Below are 13,875 nucleotides of genomic sequence, written 5' to 3'. Positions count from 1 at the left end.
GGGCCGCGAAAACGGCTCGGTTAGGGGCTGGTAATCTGTGAATTTGCTGCTATGGACGCGCCTTCGCGAGGCGCGGCCGAGCGGTCTGACCAAGCTGATTTGATTAGAAGGTAGGATAAAAATGGCTAAGGCTAAGTTTGAGCGGAACAAGCCGCACTGCAACATCGGCACCATCGGTCACGTCGACCATGGCAAGACCTCGCTGACCGCGGCGATCACCAAGGTTCTCGCCGAAACCGGCGGTGCGACCTTCACCAGCTATGACAATATCGACAAGGCTCCCGAAGAGCGCGAGCGTGGCATCACCATCTCGACCGCGCACGTCGAGTATGAGACTGAAGCGCGTCACTATGCGCACGTCGATTGCCCGGGTCACGCTGACTACGTCAAGAACATGATCACCGGCGCGGCCCAGATGGACGGCGCGATCCTGGTCGTTTCGGCCACCGACGGCCCGATGCCGCAGACCCGTGAGCACATCCTGCTCGCCAAGCAGGTCGGCGTTCCCCAGCTTGTCGTGTTCATGAACAAGGTTGACCTTGTCGACGACGCTGAAATCCTCGAGCTGGTCGAGCTGGAAATCCGCGAGCTTCTGAGCTCCTACGATTTCGACGGCGACAATATTCCGATCATCCCTGGTTCGGCTGTCGCTGCTCTGCAGGACAAGACTCCTGAAATCGGCCACGACGCCGTTCTGAAGCTGATGGCTGCTGTCGACAGCTGGATCCCGCAGCCGGAGCGTCCGGTCGACAAGCCCTTCCTGATGCCGATCGAAGACGTGTTCTCGATCTCGGGCCGTGGTACGGTTGTGACCGGCCGCGTCGAAACCGGCATCGTCAAGGTTGGTGAAGAAGTCGAAATCGTCGGCATCAAGGACACCCGCAAGACGACCGTTACTGGCGTTGAAATGTTCCGCAAGCTGCTCGACGAAGGTCGTGCAGGCGACAACATCGGTGCGCTGGTTCGTGGCGTTGGCCGTGAAGACGTCGAGCGTGGCCAGGTTCTGGCGAAGCCCGGTTCGGTTACGCCGCACACTGAGTTCGATGCTGAAGTGTATGTGCTGTCGAAGGAAGAAGGCGGCCGTCACACGCCGTTCTTCGCGAACTATCGTCCGCAGTTCTACTTCCGCACCACGGACGTCACTGGCGAAGTCATCCTGCCCGAGGGCACCGAGATGGTCATGCCCGGCGACAATGTGAAGCTCGGCGTGAAGCTGATTGCCCCGATCGCGATGGACGCGGGTCTCCGCTTCGCCATCCGTGAAGGCGGCCGCACCGTCGGCGCCGGGGTTGTCGGCACGATCTCGAAGTAATATAGGACGCCAGCGGCGCGAATCGTCTGATTCGCGCCGCTGAGAATTTTAGCCGCCCCGGATCGCCTTTCTCCGGCTCGAATGAGCTAGAAGGGCATTGCAGGGGCGGTTTGTTATTGGCTCTTTCGCATCGGTACAGGAACAATGGACAGCAACATCCGCATTCGCCTCAAGGCGTTCGATCATCGCGTGCTTGATCAGGCGACCGGCGACATCGCCGACACCGCCCGCCGCACCGGCGCCCTTATTCGCGGTCCGATTCCTCTTCCGACGCGCATCGAAAAGTTCACGGTCAACCGTGGGCCGCACATCGACAAGAAGTCGCGTGAGCAGTTCGAGGTCCGCACCTACAAGCGTATGCTTGACATTGTGCAGCCGACGCCGCAAACGGTCGACGCGCTGATGAAGCTGGACCTGGCTGCCGGCGTGAACGTCGAAATCAAGCTGGCCTAAGCTGGCAAGTCCCTGCTTTCCGAAAGGAGGGCAGGGTATCGGGCATTCCGGAAATCCGGAAGCTCAAACGACACAAGGGATACCGCACGGCCATTCCGGTGAACCGGAAAAGCTCGTGGTCCTGGTCCTCCGTCGCTGTTCCCGAGTAGGGAGCGGCATCCAACCCGGACGGGGTGATCTATATTGGGGTTGGCCGCGAAGGAGAGATCCTGAGCGGTTTTTTCGTTGGATACGCCCGCTGCTAAGGCGGGCCTCTATGGGAGTAATCAGTGATGCGCACAGGCGTGATCGCTAAGAAAGTCGGGATGACCCGTCTGTTCCAGGAGGACGGACGGCATGTACCGGTTACGGTTCTGGCCCTTGAGGGCAATCAGGTCGTGGCCCGCAAGGAAGTTGATCGTGACGGTTATGTCGCGGTTCAGCTCGGCGCGGGCGTCGCGAAAGTCAAGAATGTCGCCAAGCCGCAGCGCGGTCACTTCGCCAAGGCGGAAGTGGAGCCCAAGGCGCGCCTGGTGGAATTCCGTGTCGCCGAGGACGCGCTCCTCGATGTCGGCGCCGAAATCGCGGCCGATCACTTCATCGCCGGCCAGCTGGTCGATGTTGCCGGTCACACCCAGGGCAAGGGTTTTGCCGGCGCCATGAAGCGCTGGGGCTTCGGCGGTATGCGCGCCACCCACGGCGTCTCCATCAGCCACCGTGCCCATGGTTCGACAGGTAACCGCCAGGATCCGGGTCGCGTCTTCAAGAACAAGAAGATGGCCGGTCACATGGGCGACCGCGAGCGGACCCAGCAGAATCTGGAGATCGTGCGCACCGACGTCGAGCGCGGCCTGCTGTTCGTGAAGGGCAGCGTTCCGGGCGCCAAGGGCACCTGGCTGACCGTCAGCGACGCCGTCAAGGTGAAGCGTCCAGCGGATGCTCCCTATCCGGCGAGCCTGAAGGCTGCCGCCAACAGCAACCCCGCTCCGGCCGAGACGCCTGCTGAAGAAGCTGCTGCTCCCGAAGCGACCGAAGGCCAGGAGGGCTAAATCATGAAGGTCAATGTACAGACCCTCGACGCGCAGCCTGCTGGTGACCTGGAGCTCAACGATGCCGTGTTCGGCGTTGAGCCCCGCACCGATATCCTGCACCGCGTCGTCACCTGGCAGCTCGAAAAGCGTCGTGCGCCTGCACGCGCTACCCGTGAGCGTTCAGACGTGGCTCGCACCGGCAAGAAGTTCGGCCGCCAGAAGGGTGGCGGCACCGCTCGTCATGGCGACCGCAAGGCTCCCGTGTTCATCGGCGGTGGTAAGGCTCATGGCGCCCGCGCTCGCGACTTTGGTCACGACCTCAACAAGAAGGTTCGTGCGCTCGGCCTGAAAATGGCTCTGTCGTCAAAGGCGAAGGACGGTTCGCTGATCGTCCTCGACAATCTGGATGTCGCGGAAGGCAAGACCAAGGCGCTCGTCGCGCACCTCGCCAAGCTGAACCTGACCAAGGCGCTGTTTATCGATGGCGATGCGGTCAACGTCAGCTTCGCGAAGGCTTCGGCCAACATCATCGGCGTGAACCTGCTGCCGGCCGTTGGCGCCAACGTTTACGACATCCTGAAGGCCGATTCGCTGGTGCTTACCCGCGCCGCGGTCGAAAAGCTGGAGGCCCGTTTCAATGGCTAAGAAAGAAGCCGCGACCGTTGACAATCGTCATTATGACGTTGTCGTCGCGCCGGTCATCACCGAGAAGTCGACGCTTCTCTCCGAAAATAACGCCGTTATCTTCAAGGTCGCCAACGACGCGACCAAGCCTGAGATCAAGGCCGCCGTCGAAGCGCTCTGGGGCGTGACGGTCAAGAGCGTGAACACTCTGGTCGCCAAGGGCAAGACGAAGAAGTGGAAGGGCAAGCCCTACACGCGTTCGGATGTGAAGAAGGCGATCGTTCGCCTGGCTGAAGGCCAGTCGATCGACATCACCGAAGGAGTGCGCTGACGATGGCGCTGAAGCATTATAACCCGACGAGCCCCGCCCGCCGTGGCTTGATCCTCGTCGATCGCAGCGGCCTGCACAAGGGCAAGCCGGTCAAGGCGCTGACCGAGGGTAAGCGCAAGACTGGTGGGCGTAACAACAAGGGCCATGTGACGTCGCGCGGTATCGCCGGTGGTCACAAGCAGCGGTATCGCATCATCGACTTCAAGCGTCGCCTTTGGGACGTGGAAGGCACGGTCGAGCGTCTGGAATATGACCCCAACCGCACTGCCTTTATCGCGCTGGTCAACTATCCCGACGGCACCCAGGCCTATATCCTGGCGCCGCAGCGTCTGGCGCCCGGTGACAAGGTCATCGCGGGCAAGAAGACCGACGTGAAGCCGGGCAACGCGATGGAACTGGGCCAGATGCCGGTCGGCACGATCATCCACAACATCGAGATGAAGCCCGGCAAGGGTGGTCAGCTCTGCCGTTCAGCGGGTACTTACGCCCAGCTGGTCGGTCGCGATCGCGGCATGGTGATGGTTCGCCTGTCGTCGGGCGAGCAGCGCTATATCCGTTCGGACTGCATGGGAACTATCGGTGCCGTCAGCAATCCGGACAATGGCAATACCAACCTCGCCAAGGCAGGCCGCAACCGTTGGAAGGGCATCCGCCCCCTGACGCGCGGTGTGGCGAAGAACCCGGTCGATCACCCGCATGGCGGTGGTGAAGGCCGGACTTCAGGCGGCCGTCATCCGGTCACGCCTTGGGGTAAGCCGACAAAGGGTGCGCGCACCCGCCACAACAAGGCGACGGACAAGTTCATCATCCGTAGCCGCCACGCTAAGAAGAAGAGGTAAGCGAGATGGCTCGTTCCGTCTGGAAAGGTCCGTTCGTGGACCTCAGCCTTCTGAAGAAGGCCGAAGTGGCGCAGGACGCCGGTGGCCGTTCGGGTCCGATCAAGACCTGGTCGCGCCGTTCCACGATCCTGCCGCAGTTCGTCGGCCTGACGTTCAACGTCTATAATGGTCGCAAGCACGTGCCGGTATCGGTGAACGAGGACATGGTGGGTCACAAGCTGGGCGAATTCGCCCCGACCCGCTACTTTCCCGGTCACGCTGCCGACAAGAAGGGCAAGCGCTAATGAGCAAGGAAAAGGCTCCCCGTCGCGTCGCCGACAATGAGGCGCTGGCTGTCGGCACGCAAATCCGTGGTTCGGCCCAGAAGCTGAACCTGGTGGCTACGCTGATCCGCGGCCGCAAGGTCGAAGAGGCGCTGAACATCCTCGCTTTCTCGAAGAAAGCGATGGCTGTCGACGTACGCAAGGTACTGGCTTCGGCCATCGCCAATGCGGAGAACAACCACAATCTCGACGTCGATTCGCTGGTCGTCGCGGAAGCATCGGTGGGCAAGAGCTTCACCCTGAAGCGCTTCCACGCTCGCGGCCGTGGCAAGTCGACCCGGATCCTCAAGCCCTTCAGCCGCGTGCGCATCGTCGTGCGTGAAGCTGGCGAAGAAGCGGAGGCGTAAGCACATGGGTCACAAGAGCAATCCGATCGGTCTGCGCCTGCAGATCAACCGCACCTGGGACAGCCGCTGGTTCGCGGAAGGCGCCGACTATGGCCGCCTGCTGCTGGAGGATCTGAAGATCCGCCAGTTCATCATGAAGAACCTCCCGCAAGCCGCGATCTCCAAAGTGGTGATCGAGCGTCCGGCCAAGCTGTGCCGGGTGTCGATCTATGCTGCCCGTCCCGGTGTTATCATCGGCAAGAAGGGCGCGGATATTGAAAAGCTGCGCAAGAAGCTGGGCAGCCTGACTTCTTCGGACGTCAGCTTGAACATCGTCGAAATTCGCAAGCCGGAAATCGATTCCAAGCTCGTTGCGCAGGGCATCGCGGATCAGCTGGAACGCCGCGTGGCCTTCCGCCGCGCGATGAAGCGTGCGGTGCAGTCGGCCCTGCGTCTGGGCGCCGAGGGCATCAAGATCACCTGCGGCGGCCGTCTGGGCGGCGCGGAGATCGCGCGCGTCGAATGGTACCGTGAAGGCCGCGTTCCGCTGCACACGCTGCGTGCGAACGTCGATTATGCTGAAGCCACGGCACACACCGCTTATGGCGTCTGCGGCATCAAGGTCTGGATCTTCAAGGGTGAGATTCTCGGCCATGATCCGTTCGCGACCGACCGGCTGATGCTGGAGGCTCAGACCTCCGGCGTGCGCCCGGCGCGCTGAAGATAAGAAGGTAATAGCGTCATGCTGCAACCGAAGAAAATGAAGTTCCGCAAGACCTTCAAGGGCCGGATCAAGGGCGACGCCAAAGGCGGTTCGGCTCTGAACTTCGGCTCCTATGGTCTGAAGGCCCTGGAGCCCGAGCGGATCACCGCGCGCCAGATCGAAGCGGCTCGCCGTGCGATCACACGCCACATTCGTCGTCAGGGACGGCTGTGGATCCGGGTGTTCCCCGATGTGCCGGTGTCGAAGAAGCCTGCCGAAGTCCGCCAGGGCAAGGGCAAGGGTTCGGTGGAATATTGGGCGGCGCGGGTCAAGCCCGGCCGTATCCTGTTCGAACTGGATGGCGTTCCCGGCCCGCTCGCAGCAGAGGCATTCTCGCGCGCCGCGATGAAGCTGCCCGTCAAGACCAAGGTCGTTGCCCGCCTCGGCGACACCTCGCACCTGGAGGGTTAAGCCGTGGCGAATGTTGCCGACCTCAAGACCAAGACGGACGACGAACTGTCGACCGAACTCAACAACCTGAAGCGTGAGCAGTTCAATCTGCGCTTCCAGGCGGCTACCAACCAGCTGGAAAAGCCCAGCCGCGTAAAGGAAGTCCGCCGGTCGATCGCGCAGATCAAGACCCTCCAGACCGAGCGTTCGCGCTCGGCCGCGAAGTAAAGGAAACACACGATGCCCAAGCGCGTGCTGACGGGAACGGTGGTTTCCGACAAGACCGACAAGACGGTGGTGGTTCGCGTGGAGCGCAAGGTTAAGCATGCGCTCTACGGCAAGATCATCCGCCGTTCGAAGAAGTACCACGCCCATGACGAGGGCAATGTCTACAAGGAAGGCGAAACGGTCCGCATCGAAGAGACCGCTCCGATTTCCAAGCTCAAGACCTGGAAGGTCATAGAGCGCGTGGACACCCACAAGTCGCCCGAAACGGCGGCCTGAGGACAGTCGCAGGCCTTAAGGGTCGAAATTTCGGACGCGGGGCTGGCCTTTTCGCAAGGAAGAGGTTACAGGCCCGCGCTTCGTGTTTCGAATCTTCCGGTCGAAATCACGAATTCGGAACCGCCGGGACAGTCCCGGTAGGCCAAATAAGAAGGAACCGGATCCATGATCCAGATGCAATCCAATCTTGACGTCGCTGACAACAGCGGCGCCAAGCGCGTCCAGTGCATCAAGGTGCTGGGCGGCTCGAAGCGTCGCTTCGCGAGCGTGGGCGACATCATCGTCGTCTCGATCAAGGAAGCTGCGCCTCGTGGCAAGGTGAAGAAGGGTGACGTGCATCGCGCCGTCATCGTGCGCACCGCCAAGGACGTGCGTCGCGCTGATGGCAGCGTGATTCGCTTCGATGGCAATGCCGCTGTGCTCATCAACAAGAACGAGGAGCCGATCGGCACCCGTATCTTTGGCCCGGTCGTTCGCGAACTGCGCGCCAAGAAGCACATGAAGATCATCTCGCTCGCTCCCGAGGTGCTGTAATGAGCGCTGCTAGAATCAAGAAGGGCGACAAGGTCGTCATCCTGGCCGGGAAGGACAAGGGCCGTACTGGCGCCGTCCTGCAGGTGCTGCCGGCCAAGGACAAGGTCCTTGTCGAAGGCATCAACGTGCATGCGCGTCATCGCAAGCCTGACCAGGCGAACCCGCAGGGTGGCATCGAGCGCAAGCCCGCGCCGCTCCACATTTCGAACGTCGCTGTCGCCGACAAGGATGGCAAGCCGACCCGCGTCCGTTTCGAGGATCGCGACGGCAAGAAGGTCCGCGTCGCCGTCAAGTCCGGTGAGGTGCTGTAATGAGCGACAAGTACACTCCGCGCTCGAAGGCGCAGTATGACGCTGAGATCGTCAAGGCGATGACCGAGAAATTCGGTTACAAGAACGTCATGGAAGTGCCGAAGATCGAGAAGATCACGCTCAACATGGGCGTCGGTGAAGCGACCCAGGACAAGAAGAAGGTCACTTCGGCAGCCGAGGAAATGGAACTGATCGCCGGCCAGAAGCCGGTCATCACCAAGGCTCGCAAGTCGATCGCGCAGTTCAAGCTGCGCGAAGGCATGCCGATCGGCGCCAAGGTCACGCTCCGCCGTGAACGCATGTATGAGTTCCTGGATCGTCTGATCAACGTCGCTCTGCCCCGCGTGCGCGACTTCCGTGGTCTCAACCCGAAGAGCTTCGATGGCCGTGGCAACTATGCCTTCGGTATCAAGGAGCAGATCATCTTCCCAGAGATCAACTATGACCGCATCGACAAGGTGCGCGGCATGGACATCATCGTGACCACCACGGCGAAGACGGACGAGGAAGCGCGCGAACTGCTGCGTCTTTTCGGCTTCCCCTTCCCGCTTGAAGAGCAGAAGCAGGCGGCCTGAACAGGTCCCGCTTCTCTCCCAATGCATAGACAAAGGAAGAGAACTTAAGTCATGGCGAAACTGAGTTCGATCAACAAGAACGAGCGCCGCAAGAAGCTGGTGAAGAAATATGCCGGCCGTTATGCAAAGCTCAAGGCGATCGCGAATGATACCGCGGCCGATGACAGCGATCGTCTGATCGCGCGTTTGAAGATGGCGGAGATCCCCCGCAATGGTAACCCGACTCGCGTTCGGAACCGCTGTGAACTGACGGGACGTCCCCGCGCATATTACCGCAAATTCCGCCTCTGCCGCGTGCAGCTGCGTGATCTGGCCAACAAGGGCCTGATCCCCGGCGTCACCAAGTCGAGCTGGTAAGGATCATTTGAGATGGCATTGACCGATCCCCTGGGTGATATGCTCACCCGCATCCGCAACGGGCAGCAGGCGAAGAAGGACAGCGTTGTGTCCCCCGCGTCCAAGCTGCGCGCCCGCGTGCTCGACGTGCTGCAGCGCGAAGGCTATATCCGTGGCTATTCCGAGGAAGCCCTCGGCAAGCACCCTGGCCTGCGCATCGAGCTGAAATATTTCGAGGGCCAGCCGGCGATCAAGCATGTCGCCCGCGTGTCTAAGCCCGGCCGCCGCGTCTATTCGGGTTCCAAGGAACTGCCGGTAGTCCGCAATGGCTTGGGCATCACCATCGTATCGACGCCTCGCGGCGTTCTGTCCGACGCCGAAGCGCGTGAGCAGAATGTCGGCGGCGAAGTGCTGGCGGAGGTGTTCTGATGAGCCGTATCGGTAAGAAGCCGGTTGCGATCCCCGCAGGGGTGACGGCGACCATCGAGGGCGGGCAGCTCTCGGTGAAGGGTCCCAAGGGCACCCTCGCCATGCCGCTGCGCGAAGAGATCAGCTACACGCTGGAGAATGACGGCATTTCGGTGCAGCCCGCAAACAAGACCAAGCAGGCGCGCGCCTTCTGGGGCATGCAGCGGACTCTGGTTCAGAACCTGATCACCGGCGTGACTGAGGGCTTTTCCAAGAAGTTGCTCATCACCGGTGTCGGCTACCGCGCCAACTCGCAAGGCAAGAACCTTAAGTTGCAGCTGGGCTACAGCCATGACGTCGATTTCGAGATTCCGGAAGGAATCGAGATCAAGACCCCGGACAATACCACGGTTGAGATCAGCGGCATCGACAAGCAGCAGGTCGGTCAGGTAGCGGCCGAGATCCGTCGCTGGCGCAAGCCCGAACCCTATAAGGGCAAGGGTATCAAGTACGCTGGCGAATTCATCTTCCGCAAGGAAGGGAAGAAGAAGTAAGATGGCAAAGCTTTCCCTCTTCGCGCGGCGTCGCCGTCGCGTTCGCACCGCGCTCAAGGCTGTTTCGGGCCATAAGCCCCGCCTTAGCGTCCACCGTTCGGGCCGTCACATCTATGCCCAGGTAATTGATGACGCGCAGGGCAAGACCCTGGCTGCGGCCTCGACCCTGGACAAGGATGTGCGCGGCAAGGCCGGTGCCACCGCGCAAGCCGCCGCCGAAGTCGGCAAGCGGGTCGCCGCTGCGGCGACCGCTGCCGGCGTCACCAAGGTCGTGTTCGATCGTGGTGGCTTCCTCTTCCATGGCCGCGTCAAGGCGCTGGCCGATGCGGCCCGTGAAGCCGGGCTGGAGTTCTGAACATGGCTGACGAAAACGAAATCCAAGCCCAGCCGGGCGCACCCGCTGCGGTCGAAGGTGGCGAGCAGCAGACCGAAGCGCGCGGTCCCGGCCGTGGTCGCGGCCGTGGCGGCGATCGCAACCGCGGTGAGCGCGGTGGCCGTGGCCGTCGTGATGACCGTCGCGGTGGCAACCGTGACGAGGATCAGGGCGAGGAACTGATCGAGAAGCTGGTTCACATCAATCGCGTCTCGAAGACCGTCAAGGGCGGCAAGCGCTTCGGTTTCGCGGCTCTGGTCGTGGTCGGCGACGGCAAGGGCCGTGCAGGCTTTGGCCATGGCAAGGCGCGCGAAGTGCCTGAAGCGATCAGCAAGGCGACCGCTTCGGCCAAGAAGGCGATGGTTCGCGTTCCGCTGAAGGAAGGCCGCACCCTGCATCATGATGGTCTTGGCCATTTCGGCGCAGGCAAGGTGACGGTTCGTTCGGCTCCGGCCGGTACGGGCATCATTGCCGGCGGTCCGATGCGCGCCGTGTTCGAGAGCCTCGGCGTCGCTGACGTCGTGACCAAATCGAACGGCACGTCGAACCCCTATAACATGATCCGGGCGACCTTCGCCGCTCTGGGCGAGCAGACCAGCCCGAAGTCGGTGGCGCAGCGTCGTGGCAAGAAGGTTGCTGACCTGCTGCGTCGCGGTGGTGCTTCGGCCGAAGTCGCGCAGGCTGACGCCGAAGCGATTGTGGAGTAAGACGACATGGCGAAGATCAAGATCAAGCAGATCGGTTCGCCGATCCGTCGCCCCGCCGACCAGAAGAAGATTCTGATCGGTCTGGGCCTGGGCAAGATGCACCGGGTGGTTGAGCTGGAAGATACTGCGGAAGTCCGTGGTGCGATCAAGAAGCTGCCCCACATGGTTCAGGTGGTTGAGGGCTAAGCCTTCCGATCCGATAGAATGAAGCGGGAGAGGGGGAGACCCCTCTTTCGTTTTTTTGGAAAGCGCGCTAGTGGCGCGTCCTCATGGTTGTCCCGCTCGGGACTGCGCGAACATAGCGAAAGCGAGTGCACGAAATGACGAAGCTTAACGAACTCAGTGATAACGCTGGCGCCCGCAAGGGCCGCATGCGCGTCGGCCGTGGTATCGGCTCGGGCAAGGGCAAGACCGCAGGCCGCGGCCAGAAGGGCGCCAAGGCGCGTTCGGGCGTCGCCATCAACGGTTTCGAGGGTGGCCAGATGCCGCTCCACATGCGCATCCCGAAGCGCGGCTTCAACAACATCTTCGCTAAGGATTACGCGATCGTGAACCTGGGCGCGCTGCAGAAGGCTATTGACGCCGGCAAGCTGGATGCCAACGCCACGATCGACCATGCAGCGCTCAAGGCTGCTGCTCTGGCCCGTGGCGGCAAGGATGGCGTGCGTCTGCTGGGCAAGGGCGAACTGACTGCCAAGGTCAGCTTGCTGGTGGCCGGCGCGTCGAAGGGCGCGATTGATGCTGTCGAGAAGGCTGGCGGCAAGGTCGATGTGATCGAGGTTGTTCCTGCAGCAGAAAAGGCCAAGGCCAAGAAGGGCACCGCCCTGGCCGCTAAGAAGGCGGCCCGGAAGGGCTGAGCCTGCTTCCAAGGCTTGCAAGCATGACCCCGCTGCCCGATATGGGCCAGCGGGGTCATCTGTTTCGGGGACGCTTTGTCGCATGAACCGCAAATCGCGGTTCGACAGGGCTCCGTGGCCCCGCTAAGGGGTTAGCGATTCAGGCCGGGGCGAGACTCCGGCAAGATGTTTTGAAGGGCAGCCAAGATGGCATCGAGAGCCGACCAGCTCGCATCCAATCTCAGCCTGGCGAAGTTCAGCCAGGCTACCGATCTCAAGAAGCGCCTGTGGTTTACGCTCGGCGCGCTGATCGTTTTCCGCTTTTTAAGCTTCGTGCCGCTGCCGGGTGTTGACCCGACCGCGCTGGCGGAGCTGTACAAGCAGACCAATGGCGGTGTCCTCGACATCTTCAACACCTTTTCGGGCGGTTCCCTGTCGCGCATGAGCCTTATTGCGCTTGGCGTAATGCCGTACATTACGGCGTCGATCGTGGTGCAGCTGGCCGCCTCTCTCTCGCCGCAGCTGGCTGCGATCAAGAAGGAAGGCGAAAGCGGGCGCAAGAAGCTCAATCAATATACGCGCTACGGGACGGTCGGCCTGACGGCTGTGCAGGGCTATTTCATCGCCGTGGGCCTTGAGAGTTTCGGCGCGCAGTCCGGTGTGCAGGCTGTTGTCGATCCGGGCGTTCTCTTCCGCATCGCCGCAGTCGTATCGCTGATCGGCGGCACCATGTTCCTTATGTGGCTTGGCGAGCAGATCACGTCCCGCGGGATCGGCAATGGCGTCAGTCTCATCATCATGGCCGGCATCGTGGCGCAGTTGCCGGTGACGCTGGGCAACCTGTTCAAGTCGGGAAGTGAGGGTTCGATCTCGGGCCTGCTCATCGTGCTGATCATCGCAATGGCCGTCGGCCTGATCCTGCTGATCTGCTTCATGGAGCGGGCGCAGCGGCGGGTGCTGATTCAGTATCCCAAGCGCCAGACCCGGCAGGGCCTGATGCAGGCCGATCGCAGCCATCTGCCGCTGAAGGTGAATACGGCAGGCGTCATCCCGCCGATCTTCGCCAGCTCGCTGTTGCTCATGCCGCTCACCATCTCGCAATTCGCGGGACAGACCGTGGCGGGAGAGAGCAGGCTGGGTGATTTCGTGCTGACGCTGAACCAGTATCTGTCTCACGGCAGTCCGGTCTACATGGCGCTCTACGGGCTCGGCATAGTATTCTTCTGCTTCTTTTACACGGCAGTCGTGTTCAATCCGGAAGAGACGGCGGATAATCTGAAGCGCAATGGCGGCTTCATACCCGGCATCCGTCCGGGCAAGAATACGGAACATTATCTGGACTATGTGCTGACCCGTATCACTGTGATCGGTGCAGCCTATCTCACCATCATCTGTCTGGTGCCGGAATTCGCCATCGCAAGGGCGGGTATTCCCTTCTATCTGGGTGGAACCAGCCTGCTGATCGTCGTCAATGTCACGGTGGATACCGTGACGCAGATCCAGAGCCATCTGCTGGCGCATCAATATGGCGATCTGATCAAGAAGGCCAAGCTCAAGGGACGGCTCCGCTAAGCGGCGTGTCGCGTCAAAGCGCAAGAACAGGGGAGTATGCGCGCATGAATATTATTCTGCTGGGCCCTCCGGGAGCGGGCAAGGGCACGCAGGCGAGCCGTCTGGTGGAAAGCCGGGGCATGGTGCAGCTGTCGACAGGCGACATGCTGCGCGCCGCAGTCAAGGCGCAGACGCCCGTCGGCCTCAAAGCCAAGGCGGTCATGGAAGCGGGCCAACTGGTATCCGACGACATCGTGTCGGGCATCATCGGTGAAGCGCTAGATGGCCTAGGCGCCGAAACGGGGGTAATCTTCGACGGTTATCCGCGCACCGAGGCGCAGGCACACTCGCTCGACAGCATTCTCGCGGATCGCGGCCGGACACTTGACCATGTCGTGGAGCTGGAGGTTGATGAGGACGCGCTCGTCGAGCGGATCACTGGCCGCTTTACCTGCGCGACTTGTGGCGAGGGCTATCACGACGTTTTCAAGCAGCCCAAAGTCGAAGGCCAGTGCGACAAATGCCAAGGGCATGAGTTCAAGCGTCGTCCGGACGATAACGAGGAAACCGTGCGGACCCGGATGGCGGAATATCGCGCCAAGACGTCGCCCATTCTGCCGATTTATGAAGTGCGCGGCATCGTGTCGCGTGTTGATGGCATGGCCGACATGGACGATGTGAGCGTCGCGATCGCTGCAATCCTGGATCAAGGCCAAGACTGAGTTTTTTTCTGCCTCCTGTATCAAGACCGGGCATAGCGAGAGGGGGCAGGACTTACGCTTCTGGCTTGATCACTATCGATTGCTTGGACACCA

At 61.6% G+C, this 13,875-nt stretch carries 24 protein-coding genes; all 24 read left to right on the top strand.

Features of this window, described 5'->3' with window-relative positions; translation table 11 throughout:
• The first annotated feature begins 121 nt into the window (after nt 1-121).
• The 24 genes from tuf to B6S01_RS06960 all read left to right on the top strand — a co-directional run bounded on the left by tuf (nt 122) and on the right by B6S01_RS06960 (nt 13,782).
• Nucleotides 122-1,312, top strand: coding sequence for an elongation factor Tu (tuf, locus tag B6S01_RS07075; RefSeq protein WP_037464417.1), 1,191 nt, complete (start codon nt 122-124; stop codon nt 1,310-1,312).
• Between the two features lie 144 nt (nt 1,313-1,456).
• Nucleotides 1,457-1,765, top strand: coding sequence for a 30S ribosomal protein S10 (gene rpsJ, locus B6S01_RS07070; protein ID WP_007686587.1), 309 nt, complete (start codon nt 1,457-1,459; stop codon nt 1,763-1,765).
• 272 nt (nt 1,766-2,037) lie between these two features.
• A complete protein-coding gene (rplC, locus tag B6S01_RS07065; protein ID WP_037464420.1) occupies nt 2,038-2,793 on the top strand; it encodes a 50S ribosomal protein L3 in 756 nt (251 codons plus the stop codon).
• 3 nt (nt 2,794-2,796) lie between these two features.
• Entirely contained in the window at nt 2,797-3,420 is a 624-nt protein-coding gene (gene rplD, locus B6S01_RS07060; RefSeq protein ID WP_037464423.1) for a 50S ribosomal protein L4, read from the top strand.
• Entirely contained in the window at nt 3,413-3,730 is a 318-nt protein-coding gene (locus B6S01_RS07055; protein ID WP_037464426.1) for a 50S ribosomal protein L23, read from the top strand. Before rplD ends, B6S01_RS07055 begins: the two co-directional genes overlap by 8 nt.
• A 2-nt stretch (nt 3,731-3,732) precedes the next feature.
• Nucleotides 3,733-4,569, top strand: a complete 837-nt coding sequence (gene rplB / locus B6S01_RS07050; RefSeq protein ID WP_037464428.1) for a 50S ribosomal protein L2 — start codon at nt 3,733-3,735, stop codon at nt 4,567-4,569.
• A gap of 5 nt (nt 4,570-4,574) precedes the next feature.
• Nucleotides 4,575-4,853: a 30S ribosomal protein S19 gene (rpsS, locus tag B6S01_RS07045; RefSeq protein WP_007686576.1), complete on the top strand. Its 279-nt coding sequence runs from the start codon at nt 4,575-4,577 to the stop codon at nt 4,851-4,853.
• On the top strand, nt 4,853-5,239 hold the full coding sequence (gene rplV / locus B6S01_RS07040; protein ID WP_037464431.1) for a 50S ribosomal protein L22: 387 nt from the start codon (nt 4,853-4,855) through the stop codon (nt 5,237-5,239). The genes rpsS and rplV overlap by 1 nt, the downstream gene beginning before the upstream one ends.
• A gap of 4 nt (nt 5,240-5,243) precedes the next feature.
• Nucleotides 5,244-5,939, top strand: coding sequence for a 30S ribosomal protein S3 (gene rpsC, locus B6S01_RS07035; RefSeq protein ID WP_037464433.1), 696 nt, complete (start codon nt 5,244-5,246; stop codon nt 5,937-5,939).
• Nucleotides 5,940-5,960: 21 nt separating this feature from the next.
• Entirely contained in the window at nt 5,961-6,392 is a 432-nt protein-coding gene (gene rplP / locus B6S01_RS07030; RefSeq protein WP_037464435.1) for a 50S ribosomal protein L16, read from the top strand.
• 3 nt (nt 6,393-6,395) lie between these two features.
• A complete protein-coding gene (gene rpmC, locus B6S01_RS07025) occupies nt 6,396-6,599 on the top strand; it encodes a 50S ribosomal protein L29 (protein ID WP_021244952.1) in 204 nt (67 codons plus the stop codon).
• 12 nt (nt 6,600-6,611) lie between these two features.
• Nucleotides 6,612-6,875: a 30S ribosomal protein S17 gene (rpsQ, locus tag B6S01_RS07020; RefSeq protein ID WP_006960320.1), complete on the top strand. Its 264-nt coding sequence runs from the start codon at nt 6,612-6,614 to the stop codon at nt 6,873-6,875.
• Between the two features lie 165 nt (nt 6,876-7,040).
• Nucleotides 7,041-7,409, top strand: a complete 369-nt coding sequence (gene rplN / locus B6S01_RS07015; protein WP_007686569.1) for a 50S ribosomal protein L14 — start codon at nt 7,041-7,043, stop codon at nt 7,407-7,409.
• On the top strand, nt 7,409-7,720 hold the full coding sequence (gene rplX, locus B6S01_RS07010; protein WP_037464438.1) for a 50S ribosomal protein L24: 312 nt from the start codon (nt 7,409-7,411) through the stop codon (nt 7,718-7,720). The genes rplN and rplX overlap by 1 nt, the downstream gene beginning before the upstream one ends.
• Nucleotides 7,720-8,295 carry a 50S ribosomal protein L5 gene (rplE, locus tag B6S01_RS07005; RefSeq protein WP_037464441.1) on the top strand — a complete coding sequence of 192 codons (576 nt, stop codon included), beginning with the start codon at nt 7,720-7,722 and terminating at the stop codon, nt 8,293-8,295. The genes rplX and rplE overlap by 1 nt, the downstream gene beginning before the upstream one ends.
• Nucleotides 8,296-8,346: 51 nt before the next feature.
• Nucleotides 8,347-8,652, top strand: a complete 306-nt coding sequence (gene rpsN, locus B6S01_RS07000; RefSeq protein WP_007707881.1) for a 30S ribosomal protein S14 — start codon at nt 8,347-8,349, stop codon at nt 8,650-8,652.
• A 12-nt stretch (nt 8,653-8,664) separates the two neighbouring features.
• Nucleotides 8,665-9,060, top strand: coding sequence for a 30S ribosomal protein S8 (rpsH, locus tag B6S01_RS06995; RefSeq protein WP_021239751.1), 396 nt, complete (start codon nt 8,665-8,667; stop codon nt 9,058-9,060).
• Nucleotides 9,060-9,593: a 50S ribosomal protein L6 gene (rplF, locus tag B6S01_RS06990; protein ID WP_037464444.1), complete on the top strand. Its 534-nt coding sequence runs from the start codon at nt 9,060-9,062 to the stop codon at nt 9,591-9,593. Before rpsH ends, rplF begins: the two co-directional genes overlap by 1 nt.
• A gap of 1 nt (nt 9,594) precedes the next feature.
• Entirely contained in the window at nt 9,595-9,948 is a 354-nt protein-coding gene (gene rplR, locus B6S01_RS06985; protein ID WP_037464447.1) for a 50S ribosomal protein L18, read from the top strand.
• 2 nt (nt 9,949-9,950) lie between these two features.
• Complete coding sequence (gene rpsE / locus B6S01_RS06980; protein ID WP_037464450.1) at nt 9,951-10,673, top strand: 30S ribosomal protein S5; 723 nt, start codon at nt 9,951-9,953, stop codon at nt 10,671-10,673.
• Between the two features lie 6 nt (nt 10,674-10,679).
• Nucleotides 10,680-10,859 carry a 50S ribosomal protein L30 gene (rpmD, locus tag B6S01_RS06975; RefSeq protein ID WP_022682102.1) on the top strand — a complete coding sequence of 60 codons (180 nt, stop codon included), beginning with the start codon at nt 10,680-10,682 and terminating at the stop codon, nt 10,857-10,859.
• Between the two features lie 134 nt (nt 10,860-10,993).
• Nucleotides 10,994-11,530, top strand: coding sequence for a 50S ribosomal protein L15 (gene rplO, locus B6S01_RS06970; RefSeq protein WP_037465124.1), 537 nt, complete (start codon nt 10,994-10,996; stop codon nt 11,528-11,530).
• 186 nt (nt 11,531-11,716) lie between these two features.
• Complete coding sequence (gene secY / locus B6S01_RS06965) at nt 11,717-13,081, top strand: preprotein translocase subunit SecY (protein ID WP_037464455.1); 1,365 nt, start codon at nt 11,717-11,719, stop codon at nt 13,079-13,081.
• A 44-nt stretch (nt 13,082-13,125) separates the two neighbouring features.
• Nucleotides 13,126-13,782: an adenylate kinase gene (locus B6S01_RS06960; protein WP_037464457.1), complete on the top strand. Its 657-nt coding sequence runs from the start codon at nt 13,126-13,128 to the stop codon at nt 13,780-13,782.
• The last annotated feature ends 93 nt before the right edge of the window (nt 13,783-13,875 follow it).

The organism is Sphingobium herbicidovorans (assembly GCF_002080435.1).
GTDB lineage: Bacteria > Pseudomonadota > Alphaproteobacteria > Sphingomonadales > Sphingomonadaceae > Sphingobium > Sphingobium herbicidovorans.
The sequence above is the reverse complement of the archived record's forward strand: the minus strand, read 5'-3'. Positions and strand labels throughout refer to the sequence as shown.